This is a genomic window from Marinilabilia rubra (genome assembly GCF_003121985.1).
GTDB classification, from domain to species: Bacteria; Bacteroidota; Bacteroidia; order Bacteroidales; family Marinilabiliaceae; genus Marinilabilia; species Marinilabilia rubra.
The window spans coordinates 70,210-87,822 of record NZ_QEWP01000005.1 but is presented as its reverse complement, the minus strand read 5'-3'; the positions used below and the strand labels follow the sequence as shown (position 1 = coordinate 87,822).

Annotated in this window: 14 protein-coding genes and 1 tRNA gene; 10 read left to right on the top strand and 5 right to left on the bottom strand. The window is 43.3% G+C overall.

The window, feature by feature from the left end; all coding sequences use genetic code 11:
* Positions 1-81: 81 nt before the first annotated feature.
* Entirely contained in the window at positions 82-1,041 is a 960-nt protein-coding gene (locus DDZ16_RS07900) for a substrate-binding domain-containing protein (RefSeq protein WP_109263913.1), read from the bottom strand.
* 568 nt (positions 1,042-1,609) lie between these two features.
* Here DDZ16_RS07900 and DDZ16_RS07895 point away from each other — a divergent pair.
* The gene (locus DDZ16_RS07895; RefSeq protein ID WP_158275629.1) at positions 1,610-2,065 is read left to right on the top strand and encodes a DUF4174 domain-containing protein; all 456 of its coding nucleotides are present in this window, start codon (positions 1,610-1,612) and stop codon (positions 2,063-2,065) included.
* Between the two features lie 111 nt (positions 2,066-2,176).
* Positions 2,177-2,542 (top strand): DoxX family protein, encoded by a 366-nt coding sequence (locus DDZ16_RS07890; RefSeq protein ID WP_109263911.1) that lies wholly within the window; start codon positions 2,177-2,179, stop codon positions 2,540-2,542.
* Positions 2,543-2,644: 102 nt separating this feature from the next.
* Here the strand turns inward: DDZ16_RS07890 and DDZ16_RS07885 are convergent, their stop codons facing one another.
* The 4 genes from DDZ16_RS07885 to DDZ16_RS07870 all read right to left on the bottom strand — a co-directional run bounded on the left by DDZ16_RS07885 (position 2,645) and on the right by DDZ16_RS07870 (position 7,812).
* Positions 2,645-3,292 carry a SagB/ThcOx family dehydrogenase gene (locus DDZ16_RS07885; protein ID WP_109263910.1) on the bottom strand — a complete coding sequence of 216 codons (648 nt, stop codon included), beginning with the start codon at positions 3,290-3,292 and terminating at the stop codon, positions 2,645-2,647.
* A gap of 116 nt (positions 3,293-3,408) precedes the next feature.
* On the bottom strand, positions 3,409-4,074 hold the full coding sequence (locus DDZ16_RS07880) for a peroxiredoxin (protein WP_109263909.1): 666 nt from the start codon (positions 4,072-4,074) through the stop codon (positions 3,409-3,411).
* 535 nt (positions 4,075-4,609) lie between these two features.
* Positions 4,610-6,478 (bottom strand): sulfatase-like hydrolase/transferase, encoded by a 1,869-nt coding sequence (locus tag DDZ16_RS07875; protein ID WP_109263908.1) that lies wholly within the window; start codon positions 6,476-6,478, stop codon positions 4,610-4,612.
* Positions 6,479-6,660: 182 nt separating this feature from the next.
* Complete coding sequence (locus DDZ16_RS07870) at positions 6,661-7,812, bottom strand: alkaline phosphatase (RefSeq protein ID WP_109263907.1); 1,152 nt, start codon at positions 7,810-7,812, stop codon at positions 6,661-6,663.
* Positions 7,813-8,011: 199 nt separating this feature from the next.
* On the opposite strand from DDZ16_RS07870, the gene DDZ16_RS07865 reads away from it, so the two are divergent.
* From DDZ16_RS07865 to DDZ16_RS07830, 8 genes are all read left to right on the top strand, one after another.
* Positions 8,012-8,686: a metal-dependent transcriptional regulator gene (locus DDZ16_RS07865; RefSeq protein ID WP_109263906.1), complete on the top strand. Its 675-nt coding sequence runs from the start codon at positions 8,012-8,014 to the stop codon at positions 8,684-8,686.
* Positions 8,687-8,710: 24 nt separating this feature from the next.
* Positions 8,711-9,526: a zinc transporter ZupT gene (gene zupT / locus DDZ16_RS07860; protein ID WP_109263905.1), complete on the top strand. Its 816-nt coding sequence runs from the start codon at positions 8,711-8,713 to the stop codon at positions 9,524-9,526.
* A gap of 15 nt (positions 9,527-9,541) precedes the next feature.
* Positions 9,542-10,303, top strand: a complete 762-nt coding sequence (locus DDZ16_RS07855; RefSeq protein WP_109263904.1) for a transporter — start codon at positions 9,542-9,544, stop codon at positions 10,301-10,303.
* 285 nt (positions 10,304-10,588) lie between these two features.
* Positions 10,589-11,245: an endonuclease III gene (gene nth, locus DDZ16_RS07850; RefSeq protein WP_109263903.1), complete on the top strand. Its 657-nt coding sequence runs from the start codon at positions 10,589-10,591 to the stop codon at positions 11,243-11,245.
* Positions 11,246-11,347: 102 nt separating this feature from the next.
* Positions 11,348-11,421 (top strand) — tRNA-Thr (locus DDZ16_RS07845).
* Positions 11,422-11,824: 403 nt separating this feature from the next.
* Positions 11,825-13,207 carry an efflux transporter outer membrane subunit gene (locus tag DDZ16_RS07840; RefSeq protein ID WP_109263902.1) on the top strand — a complete coding sequence of 461 codons (1,383 nt, stop codon included), beginning with the start codon at positions 11,825-11,827 and terminating at the stop codon, positions 13,205-13,207.
* A gap of 22 nt (positions 13,208-13,229) precedes the next feature.
* Complete coding sequence (locus DDZ16_RS07835) at positions 13,230-14,387, top strand: efflux RND transporter periplasmic adaptor subunit (RefSeq protein WP_109263901.1); 1,158 nt, start codon at positions 13,230-13,232, stop codon at positions 14,385-14,387.
* An 84-nt stretch (positions 14,388-14,471) separates the two neighbouring features.
* On the top strand, positions 14,472-17,585 hold the full coding sequence (locus tag DDZ16_RS07830) for an efflux RND transporter permease subunit (RefSeq protein ID WP_109263900.1): 3,114 nt from the start codon (positions 14,472-14,474) through the stop codon (positions 17,583-17,585).
* The last annotated feature ends 28 nt before the right edge of the window (positions 17,586-17,613 follow it).

Sequence of the window (17,613 nt, the reverse complement as noted above, 5' to 3'; positions counted from 1 at the left end):
AACCTTAGTTTTGCAATAGATTTTTTGTATAAAAGATATGTCTGTGGAGGAGGCTTAATAAATTATTGGTTAAGGCTAAATTCATTCTTCTATATAACTTTCAACATTTTCCCGGGTTATCACCTCCGATCTGATCCTGGCTACCGGTACCTCCTTCAATCCATTGAAAACTTTTCCACTGATGTGCTCCTCAGTGTTTTTATTTTCCAGGATGTCTCTGACTATTTCGGCTGCTTTTCCTGCCAGTTTATCATAGGGATGATAAACGGTTGCAACCTGAAAACCATTAGCAATGTTTTCAAGAGCTATTTGGTCACCATCCTGACCAGACACGTAAACAGGATAATCAGGGTTTCGCTGTTGGATAATGTCAATGATGGCATTAGCCATAGCATCATTTCCGGCGATAATTCCATTCACTTCATACACTTTTGCGATCTGCTGAAATTCGATGGCGGCAATTTCATTGTTCCAGTCCTCAATATAGGTGTCGTAAACAACATTTATGTTTTTTGCTTTCTTGTGTTGGCTGATCATTTTGTCCATAGCTTCTTTTTGTTCGACAGCATTGGGATCCATGCGGTCACCGGCTAAGACAGCCAGGTTTCCGCCATCCATTTTGTTCAGTACGCTTCGGGTCATCACTTCTCCAATGAATTCATTATCGCTGTAAATGAGCATTTCTATGTCGGCATCCATAATCATTCTGTTGTAAGCAACAACCGGTACATCTTGATTGACAGCCAGGTCAACTATGTTGCCGGCTGTTTTGATGTTTACAGGAATGACAATCAGGATGTCAATCTCTTCAGCCAGCATCTCTTTGGCCCGTTCATACTGGAGAGCATGGTTTTCATCACAATCTTTAAGAATGACCTCATAGCCATACTCTGCCATTTTGGCCTTAAAATAATCGGCCTCTTTTCGGAAGCGCTCAACTTCAAAAGAAGTGACCAGGAATCCAACTTTCTTTGTGCCGGAATCAATGTTGCAGGCTGATAAAACCAGAAGTAAGATAAAAGGCAGAAGTATTGTTCTCATGGCGGTACATTTAGTTGTTCAATAACCAAATGTATCCTTAAAAAAACAGTTGCTCTACCAGGCAGGTAACAGATGTTAAAAACTATGTATCAGGTTTAATGGAGGTATAACGGAGGTTACACAATGTAACATGATTTATAAAAAACGTTTATTCAGCGATTTAATCCTTACAAAAATTCTTCAGTCCCTCAACCCCCCTTCTGCTCAGGGATTTTCATAAATCCGTTAAAAGAGAGCCTCACAATACGAGGCTGTCTCAAAAGTATAAAATATTAAATGCATGTCATGTTGAGCGGAGGCGAAACATCTGTTTCTCAAACAAAAAGATTCTTCGACAAGCTCAGAATGACATCGTAATCGGACTTTTGAGACAACCTCTTCTGGCTCTCGTCTTTGACGAGCCAGGTGGATTATAAATACATTCAAAGACAATTGTCGTCGCAGACGACAGGAAAAGCCCCCTCGTTACAAACGAGGGGGAGGGATGAACCTCATTCAGTTGCAAAGGAGTAAATTTTATTTTGAAAGATAAGCCTGAACATCCTCAATGATAACTTGTTATTGTATTATGAAAACACACATATTACTTTTGGTTATCGCATCATTCTTAAATACAACGCTTCCTATGGCGGCACAGGATTTAAGTTCACATGAATGGAAAGACCGGTTGTTGCTGGTCTTAACAACTGAGAATTCGGAAGATCTGTACAAGGAACAGATGGAACTGTTTAAGGATGACATTGACGGACTTGAAGAAAGAAAACTGGTGGTATATTCTGTTATGCCTGAGCAGTATAAAAAAGGAATTCAGTGCGAAAAGTGGATCGAATCTACCAGCCTTAATGATCAATACCGGAAGGGTGACAAAGGATTTGAGATCATTCTGTTAGGGCTGGACGGGAGAGTGAAACTCAGGCAATCAGAAGTTCTGAGTATTGAAAAACTTTTTAGGACCATTGATGCGATGCCAATGAGGCGGAATAAGATGCGAAATAAGGAAAAATCAGGGATTGAACACAGATAGCCTAGATTAGAGGGGTGTTCACGGATCTGTCAAATTGAATCTATAGTTACCTGTGACATTCGTTTTGATAAAAAAATACACTTTTTGAATTTACATTAATACCTTATTAGCATGGAAATCGCAATCAAAATCATTCAGGTAATTATAGGTCTTGGATTATTAAACGTCTGGTTAATTAGAGCTAACAGAAAAACTCCTTACCGTGGCGGAGATGCCCAAAACATGAGAGAGGAATTTGCCAATTACGGTCTTCCATACTGGTTCATGATTGTCATTGGTGGTTTGAAAGTGGGTTTTGCCATTTTACTGCTGGTGGGCCTGTGGTTCCCCTCATTAGCATATGTAGGCGCTATTGGTATTGCTCCTCTCATGGCAGGAGCACTGGTTATGCATATACGAGTCAGCGATCCGTTGATTAAGTCTTTGCCTGCTTTTTTTCTACTGGTTTTGAGTTTGATTATTATCTTTTTTGTGTGATTTTGATTTCCTTTTTAATCCACTCCCCCTCGTTGCAAACGAGGGGGAGTGAAGTTAATCGTTACTCACTATTACTATTGACTATCACTATTAACTATTTAACTACTCCCCAAAACCAATGGTATGCCCCAAAATAACTTTATGAAATGGTGAAAGTTCCATTGCGTTTTCCAGGGCCTCTTTGTCAATCCAGGCGCGAACCACACATTCCAGACCTTCAGAAGCACATGCCAGGTAAGTGTTTTGGGCAATAAAACCTGCATTGGCGTGTGATGTGGCAATGTGTGTGGGGGTGATAGCTTCCGGTTTTTCAACACCGGCCTTTTTCATGTTGGCCACGTAAATAAAGTTTACCGGGGCTGTTGCCACAAAATCCTGTTTTCCGCAATAGGAGCGAAGGTCACCTTCTTTAATTAACTCCAGCTGATGAGCTTCAGCATTGTAAAAGTAGGCGCCTTCTTTCAAAACTACATAAAGTTCTATTTCCTGCTTGTTCATGGATGAGGGAGCAGTTCGTTTTTTCGCATCAGACCTGTTAAAACCCCAGGCAGCCCAGCAAAGATTTGAAAGCTGTCGATCAGATAACTCTCTTTGACTGAATTCGCGACTGCTATGGCGTTCATTCAGAGCTTCCATTAACGGCATTCCGCCCGATTTTTCGGGAGTTGGAAGTTCAATAGTTTGTGACTGCCCGAAAGCAGACAGAGCAATCATTAAGGTTACAGCGGTAAGTGAAATAAATTTCTTCATAGCGTTTTGTGTTTTTGTTTTCTCTTTGACGGTTTTATAGGAATATCGTTTAAAACAAAAAAACCGGGACACGAATGCCCCGGTTACAATTGTCAAAGTGTTTGTGGTGTCATGATTTACAGCTTAAGGTCTTTTTTCGACAGGTAAAAGTCGATCCGGTCAATGCCGGTTTCCTTGTTTCTGGCTTCCATTTCTTCCAGCGTTTTTGGCGGAGGTACAATTACTTGCTGACCTGGTGTCCAGTCAAGCGGAAGGGCAACCTTATGTTCGTCAGAAACCTGCAGGGCTTTGAGCGCGCGCAAAATCTCGTCCATGTTGCGTCCCACATTCAATGGGTAATACATGATCAGACGAATTTTTTTTGCGGGATCAATGAAAAATACTGCCCTTACAGCTGCAGTCTCGTGCTCATTGGGCTGCAACATCCCGTATTTTTTAGCAACGGACATGTCCAGATCGGCAATAATCGGGAAATCAAAGTAAACACCGGTTTTCTCTTTTACATTTGAAACCCACCCAAGGTGTGCGTGGATGCTGTCGATGCTCAATCCAACTAATTCGGTGTTGAGTTCATCAAACTCTTTTTTGCGTGTGGCAAATCCGCTCATTTCAGTAGTACACACAGGAGTGAAATCGGCAGGGTGTGAGAACATCACCACCCACTTGTCTTTAGCATAATCCGAAAATTTGATTTGACCTTTTGTGGTCATTGCTGTGAAGTCTGGTGCTTGGTCACCAATGCGTGGCATTGGGTAAAATTCTTGTTGTTCTTGATTTTCCATTCTTTAAAACTTTTATGGGTTTTTGAAATTGAATAATTTATTTGATCTAAAACTTTAACAAAAGTAGAATGGAATCTGTTTAAAGTCAAATTGATTATTTTGATAGTGTATTGATGGAAACTATATTGGGTGAAGATGAAATGGTTTTATGATATTTATAGTCGCGTGGGTGTTTAAAAACGCTTTTTTAAGTTACAGCCATTGATTTTTTGAGATTCAGGCCGTTCGCAAGGCCTCCCGGGCAACTGCAGCCCCTTCCCGGCGCCCGCAAATGCCCTCAGGCCGTTTGCAACCCCTCCCGGGCGGTTTCAATTTGGCTTCAGGGCGATTACAAATGCCTTCAGGCCGTTTGCAAGGCCTCCCGGGCGGCAACAAATTGGCTCAGGCCGGTTGCAGGGCCCTTCCGGTCGACTAACATCCCCTCGAGGCTGTGCTTCACCCCCTCCCGGCTGCGAACATTGCACCTAAGGGGTGTGAACCTTTGCTTCCTGCCAGATGCAATGCTTCCCGGGAGGATACAAATCCTCCCCAGCTGCTACTTCACCGCAATCTCATCCACAAAAAGATACGCTTTACTGCCCGAAGCCTGATGCCATGCAGGGCACTTTCCGATATTCACGGCAGTTACCTTAATGAATCGGGCATCCGTATCATCAAACTGAATAGCCGTTCTTAATATCGATGGCCGGTTAAGATCTTCCAAATCTCCTGTTTCTTTGGTGGATATGGGAGTGAAAGTTTTACCGTCTTTGGAAAAGGAAACTGATAATCCTTTCAGGGCAAAAATCCACGAACCCGGATCGTGCAATGAACCAACGGAAACTTCTGATATGGGTTTGATCTCGCCTAAGTCGACAATGGCCACCATGTCATCTCCATGAAATCCCATCCACAGTCCGTCCTTAAAGGAACGGGTACCGGTTTGTCCGTCTACCAGCATTTGGGGGCCATCACCTTCGTATTTGGGGTCCGGATCGAATTCAATATCCACTCTTTTTCCTTTGCCCAGGTGTTCAATTTTTTCACGCTTGAGAGGCAGGTCATCTTTGGAGGCAAATTCCCATTTCAGGTATTCCTTTATTAATTTGTCAACAATTTCAGGGTGCTTAGATGCAAAGTTGGTTTGCTCGGTAGAGTCAAGTTCCATATTTGCCAGGAAGTAGCTGTCCTTATTAGGATCCATTGACTTGGGATTGACCGGATCCTGAGGGTTGCCAATCAACTTCCAATTTCCTTCTCTGATGGCCCAGCTTATGCCATTTTTCCAGATAAACTGATCATGGGGCGTCCCTTCTTTCTCTCCTTTAAGGTAGGGGAGGAGGGTCTTCCCTTCAGGATCATACTGATTGGGAATTTCGCACAAATCGAGGATGGTCGGAAACCAGTCCACATTAACGGCCATTTCGGTAAAAGTCGATCCCTGTGGCAGATTTTCAGGCCAACTGATGATTGCCGGCACTCGTATCCCACCTTCAAAGAGTGAGAACTTAGCTCCGCGGAAGGGACCGGCATTGCCACCACCTCCGAAAGTTCTTTGTTCTACCGAATGCCCGTGATCGCTTTGGATGATGATGACTGTATTCTTTCTGAGGTCATTTTCTTCGAGGTAGCTGATGAGGTCACCCACTTTGTCATCAATGGTGGAGACAAAAGCTGCATAATCGCTTCGGGGATGAGGTAAGTTGTCATAATATTCCCGCCATTTGAGCTCGGGTTGAAGCGGATAATGAGGCAAATTGATGGCAAAATAGAGAAAGAAAGGATTGTCCTGATTATCATCAATAAATTTCTCTGCTTCTTCTACCATCAGGCTTGGGAAGTACTCTCCGTCTTTCCAAATCTCTTGTCCGTTGCGGAACAGGTCATGACGATTAGGGCCATTCCAGTAAAAAAAGTGAGAAAAATTATCTATGCATCCCCCCATGTGACCAAATGAATAATCAAAACCCTGTCCGTTGGGCATGGTTTCAGGCGTAAAACCAAGATGCCATTTGCCTATATGACCTGTTGTGTAGCCATGCTCTTTTAGCGCTTCTGCAATGGTAATTCTGTCGGATGGCATTCCTGCATGGCCTTGATGTGAAGATGCATTACCGGGCAATCCTGCAGCATGGGGATTGAGTCCTGTGAGCAATGATGCCCTTGATGGGGAACAGACGGGAGCTGCCACATAGAACTGAGAGAAGCGGATGCCAGTCTCAGCCAGAGCATCCATATTCGGGGTTTTCAAATCTTTGGATCCGTAACAATTCATATCTACGCTTCCCTGATCATCGGTAAGGATAAAAATGATGTTGGGGCGTTTGTCATTTAATGCATTACCCGCAGAGGCGCTGGGTATGTTCACCGCGGAATACAACATTACTCCCAGGAGAACAATTAGAAATGAATTGGATTTCTTCATGACGTTTGCTTTAAAGATGATGACGGTTTTAATGGTTACTTCGGGGACGGCTGATTGATCTTTGTTTGATTTTTACCAAAAGTAAGAAAACATTTGTTTTAAAATAAAAAATCCCGAAACTTACACAATTGTAAATTCCGGGATCTCCCTTTTTTAGTATGGGGAAACTTTCTGCTTATTTTTTAATACCCAAAAAGTTCAAACATTTTTTTGAAAATATCTGTATTGTCCATAACACCTGAAAATTCTTCTGCCCCAGGGCCAAAAGCAAATACCGGTACCATTATTCCGGTATGTCCTCCGGTGGTGTATTTGGCAGTTATCTCTCCCTTTTCAAAATCACCGTTGTCGATCGACATTCCACCGGTTTCATGGTCAGCTGTTACGATTACCAGGGTTTCTCCGTCTTTGGCAGCAAACTTCAAGGCACGGCCTACGGCACGATCGAAGTCCAATGCATCCTGAACGATGTAGGCAGTATTGTTTTCATGACCACCCCAGTCAATTTGAGAGCCTTCCACCATCAGGAAAAAGCCCTCTTCATTTTCTGATAAAACCTTTACGGCTTTTTCGGTGCCTTCAGGAACCACTTCCCCTCTTTCAGGGTATGCAGGGTTGTGCTTTTCTGCTGTTAGTATGGCCATCGGTGCTTCATCAGTTTCTGATGCTTCATCTACAGAGTCGAAAATCTGGTAATCTTTAGCCTTAAGCTCATTGAGAAGATTTCGACCATCTTCGCGGCTTTCAAAAAAGCTTTTGCCGCCACCGATGAAAATATCAATATCTGTTTTCAGAAAATCAGCGGCAATGGCTTCGTAATTGTGGCGCGATTCATTGTGGGCAATAAAGGATGCCGGAGTAGCATGGGTAATGGCTGATGAAGAAACCAGTCCGGTGGCCTTGCCATGTTCTTCTGATATTTCCAGAATCGTTTTTAATGGCTTTTTGTCCACATCTACCCCGATGGCTCCGTTGTATGTTTTTTCTCCGGTAGCAATGGCAGTTCCTCCGGCAGCTGAATCGGTGATGTAATTGTCAGCACTATTGGTTGTGGAAAAACCTGACCAGGGCATATTGGTGATATATAGTTCACCGCCATTGGCTGTTTTGGCGGCAAATAATTGGGCCGTTCCCATACCATCACCTATCATCAGGATAATGTTTTTCGGGTGCTGGCCGGTTTTTACTGTTTTGTCGGAAATGGGATCTACCTCATGTTTTTGAGGATTGACAAAGGTTTCTTTTAAATTGTGTTTCTCCTTATAATCTTCCTGGGCTTGTCCGATAAAGGGGATTGCCACAAAAAGCAACAATGTTAAAATTTTGGATGTCATAATTTTATTGATTTGTTTTTGAGGTGTTTAACCTCCTGTTTTCTGAAATATTATTTGAGTCGTAAAAATGCTGTTTTTATACGGTTTAAACAACTGTCGTTATTGAAAGGTTTGTTAAGATTTTGCGAACAAAATTCAATCATCCTTGTTTCTTTTTTTTAAGTAAGCTTAATTTGTGGTTTAAAGAATTTTGAAAGAGATGTCGGTATCAACAGAAAACTTTCTTAAGAATATTTACCTGCTCAATCAGGAAGGACAGTCTCCGGTAACCAGCAGCTTACTGGCAGAAAAGCTCAATGTCTCAGTGGCTGCTGTAACCGATATGGCACGTAAGATGGGGAAGCAGGGGGTGTTGGATTATAAGCCTTACCGATCACTTGTTTTGTCTGAAGCAGGCCAAAAGCTTGCTTTAAAAGTTATCAGAAAACATCGTCTTTGGGAATTGTTTCTTCACAAAGTTCTTGAAATGGATTTGATGACTGTGCATGAAGAAGCGGAAAGATTGGAGCATCATACTTCTGACAAACTGATGGAGCAAATGTATAAGTATTTGGATAAACCGGATTTTGATCCTCATGGAGACCCTATTCCAGGTGGCGACGGTATTATTCCATCAGAAAAAGGGGTGAGGTCTTTGTCAGAATTGAAAGAGGGAGGAAGATGCCTGATCAGAAAATTGCGGTACCGGCATCAGGAAACATCCGAAATGTATGAGCGATACGGAATTGAAAAAGACATGGTGTTTAAAATCAAAAAGGTTTTCTCATTTGACGGAAGTATTGAATTGGAGTCAGGGGAGGGTGAAACAATAACCATAAGTCGAAAATTGGCTGACAATATTTTTTGCACTGAAGAAGAAAACGTTTCAAAATAAGAATCTGAAAAAAGATAACTGGTAATGGAATGGAATAGTTTAATATTGGCATTTGGATTAACCTTGTTTGCAGGTCTTTCAACAGGAATTGGAAGCGCAATGGCATTTTTTGCAAAACGCACCAATACGAAATTTTTATCCATCAGTCTTGGTTTCTCGGCAGGTGTGATGATTTATGTGTCATTCATCGAAATATTTGCCAAAGCAAAAGATTCACTTACTGAAGCTCTGGGAAATGAACAGGGAACCTGGTTGACAGTAGCAGCCTTTTTTGGGGGTATTATTTTTATCGGGCTGATCGATAAGTTCATACCTAAAGGGGAAAATCCTCACGAAATGGAGATGATTGAAAATATGACTCCGGAGCAGCGTCTTCAAAAGAAAGATAAGCGTCTGATGCGCATGGGAGGATTTACAGCACTTGCTATTGGTATTCACAATTTCCCGGAAGGACTGGCTACTTTTACGGCAGCCATGAATGATCCCAATCTGGGTATTGCCATTGCTGTAGCCATTGCCATTCACAATATCCCTGAAGGGATTGCTGTCTCTGTACCTGTATTTTATGCTACAGGGAGTAAGCGAAAGGCTTTTCGTTTAAGTTTCCTTTCCGGACTATCTGAGCCTGTTGGTGCAATAATTGGATACCTTCTTTTGATGCAGTTTATGAGTCCGCTTGTTTTTGGAATTGTTTTCGCGTCAGTGGCTGGCATAATGGTCTTTATCAGTATAGATGAACTATTACCGGCTGCTCAGGAATATGGAGAACACCACTTATCCATATACGGTCTTGTTGCCGGTATGGGGGTTATGGCCCTGAGTTTATTGATGTTTATTTAATTAAATAGGACGATCATGACGAAATTAAAACTAATAATAGGCGGTTTAATATTCTTTACGACAGATTTGGTGGCTCAGGAAAAATCACCGTTGGTAACCGACCGGCCTGATATGACCGAGTCGACGGTGTCGGTAGCGCCCGGTTTGATGCAGATCGAATCAGGATTTCATTACGAAAGTGATGAGGTTGAAGAAATGAATTCAATTTCCAGAAACTTTAATTCCACCTTGCTGCGATATGGGTTGGTTGATGGTTTGGAGTTTCGATTTGGCCTGGGGTATTCTTCTTTTTCAATTCCGGGAAATACAGAATCCGGATTTGAGCCTTTGTCCTTTGGGTTTAAATATGAAATGTTTAAGCAATCAGGTATTTTGCCTGAAATGGCCGTATTAAATACTTTTGTGCCTGACTTTACAGGTTCTTCGGCTTTTCAACCGGAAGCCTGGCAAGGAGAAATACTGGGAGCAATGTCCTGGGGCCTTGGTGAAATAGGTCTTGGCGCCAATGTTGGTGTTGCGTTTGATGGTAACTCTAATGGCGCTGCTTTCCCATATTCCCTCGCTTTGGGAATTCCTGTTAGTTCTTCAGTTGGCGGATTTGTTGAAGTTTTTGGCCTTTTGGCTGAGGAGGCAGGCCCTATGCATAGTGGCAATTTGGGACTAACCTGGTTGCTCAATCACGATTTCCAATTGGATGCTTATACCGGTTTTGGATTGAATGATAGGGCTGTGGACTGGTCTGCCGGATTTGGATTGAGTTATAGGTTTGCTTTATAGTTCCGGTAATGAGGGTTGTGGGCCGTTGAGGTTTTGTAATGTTTTATAGTTGGATTTTTATCCCAATGCTCCGTTAATTCCATATATTGGGATTGCAAGGTTCTTGAAGTCAGTTATTTATAATTAAACGACTGTTTGTGCTAAGATGCAGATTTTCAACATTATAATATTCATCTTACATCTACCCCGAAACCTCGGGACTAACGATATATTGTTTTAAAGTTCAAAATATCAATGCAATACGATTTGTCTTATGTCTTAAATCTTTAAATCTATTCATCTATTGTGAGAAGAGAAGAACGTTTTAAACACATTATTGCCTGGTTTCAGGAAAATATGCCTGTGGCCGAAACCGAGCTGAAATATACCAATCCTTTTGAATTACTGGTTGCAGTAATCCTTTCGGCACAGTGCACCGACAAACGGGTGAATATGATTACCCCTGCGATTTTTGAGAAATGGCCCACTGAAAATGAATTGGCAGAAGCCACACCCGAGGAGGTTTTTGAGGTAATCAGAAGCTGTAGTTATCCCAACAACAAAAGCAAACACCTGGTGGGAATGTCTAAAATGCTTCGGGATGATTTTAAAGGAGAAGTGCCTGATGATGTTAAAGAGCTCCAAAAGCTGCCCGGCGTTGGGCGCAAAACCGCCAATGTCATTGCATCGGTGGTTTATCAAAAACCTGCCATGGCTGTCGATACGCATGTTTTCAGGGTTTCTGAAAGAATCGGGTTGACAGTTAAAGCCAAAAATCCATTGGATGCTGAAATGCAACTGGTGAAATATCTGCCTGAAGAATTGTTGCCCATTGCTCACCATTGGCTGATTTTGCATGGACGTTATGTTTGCCTGGCCCGCAAGCCGAAATGCGAAAAATGCGGTCTGAAGCTTTGGTGCAAGTATTATCTGAAAAATAATGCGGCAAAGGAAAGCGAATAGGTGTAACTTTAATATAGGCTAAGGTTAAGAGAAATGGTATTAACACATTTCCCGGCCTCAGCCTTAATCTCAACCTCAGCCTCAATCCCAGCTGTCTTTTCTGCCGATGTAGCTCAGTCGGTCAGAGCGGCTGTTTCGTAAACAGCAGGCCGGCGGTTCGATTCCGCCCATCGGCTCTTGAAAATTTGCAGTCCATTCGTATCCCGTACCTACGGCACTTGTTTATGTTTTCACCGATGAATTCTACCGACATTTCGTCCCTCCGGGACTTTGTGGGTGATTTCCCATATCTGGGTTTTCATTTTGGCAAGCCTTTTATTCTATGGTTAAGGCCCGTTAGGGCTGCAATATTGGTAGAAAAGCGATGTTCCAATATTGGGTAAGTCTCGTAGGGATGGAATAAATGTTCCGTCGCTGCTGGACTTTTTTGCAGGTAATTATCCGTATTTGTGTCTTCATGCCGGATTGTCAAAAAATTCCTCACTATTTATCCATCTATCCATTAATACTCTGTTAAACCAAATTCCTTTGTTCATGTTCTAAATAATGAAGCTTAGTCATTATTATAGAACCAATTGAATGAAACACTTTATTATCATTATATTTTCCGGATTATTCATTTCCATTTGGAATATTGGTTGTTCGCGAAAAACAGCTGATATCTCAATGCCTGTCCAGGAACTTGAGTCGTTTTCTTCCTCCGGAGAAGCTGATCTTCCCGATCGATGGTGGACCGTTTTTGAAAGTGAAATGTTGAACAACCTGGTGGATAGCGCTCTCAGCTCCAACCTGGATCTGAGAACTGCATGGTACCGGCTTCAGGAGGCACGCGCTATTGAGCGTCGTGAGAAATCCTCTTTCTTTCCCCGGATAAATGCTTTTGGAAATGCTGAAACTTCCAGCGGGGATGATATTCCCGGTTCTTCAGATCAGTTTTCTGCAGGTTTATCTGCCAGTTATGAAGTGGATTTGTGGGGGCGGATTCGTTCTGCAGCAAGAGCTCAGGAATTCAGAACACAGGCTTCATTTTTGGATTATCAAACCATGGCGCTTACTATCTCCTCTGAGGTTGCTTTTGCCTGGTTTGAGTTGCAGGAATCCAGGCTTCAGGTAGATATTGCTACCGAACAATTTGAAATTAATCAAAGAATGGTGGATCTGCTTCGTTCCAGGTTTGGAAACGGTCAGACCAATTACGCTGATGTGTTGCGCCAGGAAAGATTGCTGGAATCTACGCGGGAACAAATGTTGATTGCTGAATCCCGAGCCCAGGTTGTTGAAAACAGACTTCAGGTCCTTATCGGTAATCCTCCTAAAAAGAACAGCGGTTTTGAAAAAGCTAACCTCCCTGTATTACCACCGTTGCCTGAAACTGGTATCCCGTCAGACTTAGTAAAAAGAAGGCCTGATGTGGTGAGTCAGTTCAACCTTTTGCGAGCAGCTGACCGTGACCGGGCATCGGCAATAAGTAGCCAATTTCCCCGATTAAGTCTTTCAGCTTCACTAAATTCTTCTTCTGATAATGCGGATGATTTGTTTGACAATTGGGTGCGTTCTTTTGCCGGGAATCTTATGGCACCGCTTTTTTACGGAGGTGAAAGAAGAGCTGAAGCAGACCGTGCAGAGGCTGTAAAAAACCAAAGATTGTATGAGTATAGCCAGTCGGTATTGATAGCTTTCCGTGAAGTAGAGGATGCTTTGGTTAGAGAGAAAAAACAAAAACAGAGAGTTGAAAGTTTGAAAAAGCAACTCAAGCTGGCCCGTGATGCTTACGATCAGATTCGCCGTTCCTATCTTAACGGGATGGGGAATTACCTGGATGTGTTGACAGCCCTGGAAGAGGAACAGCGATTACAACGTGAAATAATGGCCGGGCGACTGACTTTGCTTGAGTATCGTATCTCACTTTATCGTGCTTTGGCAGGGGGCTTCGAGACAGAAGAAATCAATCAGGAACAATAAACGGTTTTGAAAAAATATTCTTATGAGCAAAAAGAAATCATTACTCATATCATTGTCAATATTACTGGGGGCTGCCATCGTTGTGGTAATTATCTTCCAAACAGAACCTACAGCTCATCGGGAAGGGGCCACAAAGGAAACAGCTATGCTGGTAGACGTGCAAACGATACAACGCGGCAATTACAAACCGGTTATTGTAACCACCGGCACCGTAGAACCTGAGCGGGAAATAATGTTAAGTCCCAGAGTCGCAGGGGAAGTGATTAACCGCTCTGATAAATTTGATCCCGGACAAACGGTTCAAAAGAATGAATTTCTCCTGCGCCTGGATCCTGTCGATTATGAAATTGCTTTGGAATTGAGAAAAAGCGAACTGCAGCAAGCAATGGCTGATCTGGAGATTGAAAAAGGACGGCAGGAGATTGCAAGACGCGATTTTCAACAAGCGGGAGAAACTTTATCTCCCGAAAATCAGTCTTTGGTTTTGAGAGAGCCCCAGCAACAAACTGCTCGTGCCCGCGTGGCGGCTGGCAGATCAGCGGTTCGACAGGCTGAAATTGACTTGCAAAGAACCCGAATTACTGCCCCCTTTGATGCTCAGATTCTAAGTCGTAATGTAGATTTGGGATCCCAGGTGGCAAGAGGAGAGGAACTTGGCAATTTGGTGGGTACAGAGCGCTATTGGGTAGTTGCAACGGTTCCGCAATCCAGAATTCCATGGTTGAGTTTTGCAGAAAAGGAGGAGGAGGCTGCTCAGGTAACTATTCAAAATCGCAATGCCTGGAGAGAAAATGAATACCGGAAAGGTTTTCTTTACAAAATGATTGGGGCACTGGAGAATCAAACCCGCATGGTAAGGGTCTTAGTGGCTGTTCCAGATCCGTTGAATGTTTCAACCAGCAACCCCGAAGGTCCTGATTTGTTGATTGGTGCTTTTGTGGAAGTCCGTATCAAGGGTGAAGAATTGGAAGACGTATTTAAATTGAATCGGGATTTTGTCAGGAAAAATCAAACGGTTTGGGTTATGGAAAACGATACATTAGCTATCAAACCGGTAGATATTGTCCTTACAGATGCTGAATTTGCTTATATCAGCGACGGATTGGAGGACAATGATCAGGTCGTAACCACAAATCTTGCAACTGTTGTGGAAGGTTCGCCTTTAAGACTTGAGGAGTGATTACAGGAGCTGGTTGGGCAGGCAGAAAAAAAGGAGCAGGTCTTGTGACTTGTCCTTATATAGGTTTTTCAAATAAATGGACTAATGGAAAAAACTCCAAAAAATAATAAAACTCAGCATAAAGGTCTGATCGCCTATATGGCCCGTAATTCGGTAGCCGCCAATTTGTTGATGGTCATTCTGATTGGCAGCGGCATCTGGACTATGTACAATATCCAAAAGGAGGTATTCCCACAATTTCAACTGGATATTGTTGACGTAAGCGTGGTTTATCCCGGTGCAGCCCCGGCAGAGGTGGAATACGGTATTCTTATGCCCGTTGAGGAAGCTGTCAGAGGAGTTCAGGGAATTAAGGAAATCACTTCCACCGCATGGGAAGGCTCGGGCAGGGTCAGCATTGAGCTGGTTCCCGGAACTGAGCGGATGAAAGCATTTCAGGACATTGAGCAGGCGGTCAATCGCATCCGCACTTTCCCCGATGATATTGAAGAGCCAAGAGTTAACCTCCAGTCCAGACAACGGGATGTTTTAGAGATTAGTCTTTATGGAAAAGTGGACATATGGACTTTGAGAGTGCTTTCTGAGCGTTTGCGTGATCAACTTTTGAATAACCCTGCCATTACACAAGTTGAAATCGGGAATGTACCGGATATGTTTACCCATGTGGAGATTCCCAGATATAAATTACGGGAGTATGGTTTGACACTTGGTGAAGTTGCGGATCTCATTGCCCGTTCGAGTGAAGATATTCCTGCAGGTGCTCTGGAAACCGGAAGTGGAGAAATCCTTTTACGAATGAAGGAGCGCAAACAGTGGGCCGATGAATTTGAAAAGATTGAGATCATTCCTTCTGCTCATGGAGGTGCGGTAACATTGGCTGATATTGCAGAAGTAACCGATGGGTTTGAGGAATCCGGTTTTCATGGGGAGTTTAACGAGCAGCCAACAGTCGGATTGCAAATTTACCGTATCGGGGATCAGTCGCCTCTTGAAATTGAATCTGCAGTTGAGGAGATACTTTCTGATTTTTCCCCGACTCTTCCACCTGGTGTCAGTTACCGCATTGACAGTAACCGGGCCGAGGATTACCGGGAACGTTTGTCTTTGCTTACTGAAAATGGTTTGCTGGCTGTAGTTATCGTGTTATTGATTTTGGCACTTTTCCTGGAGTACCGGTTAGCCTTTTGGGTAATGATGGGTATGACAATCTCGTTTATCGGCGGCATTGCTTTTTTGCCCATGATTGGCATCAGTATCAATATGATTTCCATGTTTGGATTCCTGGTTGCCCTGGGTATTGTTGTTGATGATGCTATTGTGGTAGGAGAGAATGTGTATGAATACCGTCAACAGGGAATGGGGTTTCTCGAAGCTGCAATAAAAGGAAGTAAAGATATTGCCAAGCCTGTTGTTTTTAGTATCCTTACCAATATCATCGCTTTTATACCGCTTCTATTCATGCCCGGCGAAACCGGGAAGTTCTGGTGGCCTTTGCCTGCTGTTGTGATTACCGTTCTGGCAATTTCATTGTTTGAGGCTTTACTTATTTTGCCGGCTCACCTTGCTCATACCAAAGGAAAATCCTCTTTTAAAATTGGGCGGTACATAGAGAAAATAAGAGAAGCATTCGGGAAACGTTTTGATCATTTTATTGAAAAGAAATATACTCCATTTTTGGATATGGCGCTGCGCCATCGTTACATTACCTTAAGTATTGCCATCGGATTGTTTGTGGTTGTGGGCGGATATGGATACAGCGATCATATGGGTATTATTATGATGCCTGAAGTAGCTGCTGATGAGATAGAGGCCGGTGTCAGGTTACCGGTGGGAACGACTCCTAAACAGGCTGAAAAAGTGGCCCGCGAGATTACAAAATCAACTCGAGAGATGTTTGATGAGTATAATCTATACGAGGTGGCAGAAGGTATCAAAACCAATGTACGCGGACAGAGTTTTATTGATGTTGAAGTGGTTATGCGACCTCCTGATCAACGTAATATGTCAGCACGCGAGCTCATTCAGTTGTGGCGCAATGAAATTGGGGAAATAGAAGGGGTGGATCAGATTACCTTTGAGGCTGAGAGAGGTCCCGGAGGTTGGGCCCAGGATATTAGTGTGGATTTGAGCCACTCTAATATTAAAACGCTGGAGCAAGCCAGCATGGCTTTTCTGGAAGAAGCAGAATCGTTTGAAATGACCCGCGATGTTAACGACAATTACAATGCCGGTAAAATGCAGTTTGACTTTAAGCTGTTGCCGGAAGGCAGGAAGCTGGGATTGACCCCTACCGAAGTGGGCCGGCAGATCCGGGATGGTTTTTACGGGGCACTGGCCATGCGCCAGTTGCGAGGAACCAATGAAGTAGAAATGCGTGTTAAACTGCCCTACACGGAGCGTGAAGATATACACAGCCTGGAGGATTTGCAGATAAGAACACCTGCAGGCGTTCAAGTTCCGTTGCTTGATGTGGTGAGCCTGGAACAGGGCGAAGCCTTCACCAGCATTAACCGCCGTGATGGGCGACGGGTTGTTACGGTAGGTATGGATGTGGAACCTAAAAGTGCTGTTTCTCAGGTTATGGATGCCATTAATAAAAATGTTCTGCCTCAGATCAGGGCCGATTATCCCGGACTTACCTGGACTTTTGAAGGCACTCAGGCAGATATGCGGGAATCTACCCAGACATTGTGGGGCGGATTTTCCATGGCCATGCTGGTGGTCTATGCACTGTTGGCTGTGGCATTTAGCAATTATGTGCAGCCTTTGATTGTCATGTTTGCCATTCCATTTGGAATTGTAGGGGCAGTGATCGGTCACATTTTGCTGGGGCACGATCTTTCACTGGTCAGTCTGATGGGAATTATTGCACTTTCGGGAGTTGTGGTAAATGACTCACTTATAATGGTCGATTATGCCAACCGGAAAAGAGTTGGAAAGTCGGCCTTTGAGGCCATTCATGAAGCAGGAATCCGCCGTTTCAGGCCCATTATACTAACCACATTTACCACTTTTGGCGGATTGACCCCAATTATCCTGGAGACTTCAAGCCAGGCTTACCACTTAATTCCGATGGCCATTTCTCTTGGGTTCGGGATATTGTTTGCGACTACCATTATACTGGTTATCGTTCCTTGTCTTTATATGATTTTGGAAGATGTGGTGAATAAAGGAGCCGTAAAGGTTGAAAAAACATGACCTATACTGATTAATTGTTTGTTGCCGG

Excerpts from the sequence above, each read along its gene's own strand:
- DDZ16_RS07900 (WP_109263913.1), bottom strand. The coding sequence starts at position 1,041 with ATGAGAACAATACTTCTGCCTTTTATCTTACTTCTGGTTTTATCAGCC.
- DDZ16_RS07895 (WP_158275629.1), top strand. The coding sequence starts at position 1,610 with ATGAAAACACACATATTACTTTTGGTTATCGCATCATTCTTAAATACA.
- DDZ16_RS07890 (WP_109263911.1), top strand. The coding sequence starts at position 2,177 with ATGGAAATCGCAATCAAAATCATTCAGGTAATTATAGGTCTTGGATTA.
- DDZ16_RS07885 (WP_109263910.1), bottom strand. The coding sequence starts at position 3,292 with ATGAAGAAATTTATTTCACTTACCGCTGTAACCTTAATGATTGCTCTG.
- DDZ16_RS07880 (WP_109263909.1), bottom strand. The coding sequence starts at position 4,074 with ATGGAAAATCAAGAACAACAAGAATTTTACCCAATGCCACGCATTGGT.
- DDZ16_RS07875 (WP_109263908.1), bottom strand. The coding sequence starts at position 6,478 with ATGAAGAAATCCAATTCATTTCTAATTGTTCTCCTGGGAGTAATGTTG.
- DDZ16_RS07870 (WP_109263907.1), bottom strand. The coding sequence starts at position 7,812 with ATGACATCCAAAATTTTAACATTGTTGCTTTTTGTGGCAATCCCCTTT.
- DDZ16_RS07865 (WP_109263906.1), top strand. The coding sequence starts at position 8,012 with ATGTCGGTATCAACAGAAAACTTTCTTAAGAATATTTACCTGCTCAAT.
- zupT (WP_109263905.1), top strand. The coding sequence starts at position 8,711 with ATGGAATGGAATAGTTTAATATTGGCATTTGGATTAACCTTGTTTGCA.
- DDZ16_RS07855 (WP_109263904.1), top strand. The coding sequence starts at position 9,542 with ATGACGAAATTAAAACTAATAATAGGCGGTTTAATATTCTTTACGACA.
- DDZ16_RS07840 (WP_109263902.1), top strand. The coding sequence starts at position 11,825 with ATGAAACACTTTATTATCATTATATTTTCCGGATTATTCATTTCCATT.
- DDZ16_RS07835 (WP_109263901.1), top strand. The coding sequence starts at position 13,230 with ATGAGCAAAAAGAAATCATTACTCATATCATTGTCAATATTACTGGGG.
- DDZ16_RS07830 (WP_109263900.1), top strand. The coding sequence starts at position 14,472 with ATGGAAAAAACTCCAAAAAATAATAAAACTCAGCATAAAGGTCTGATC.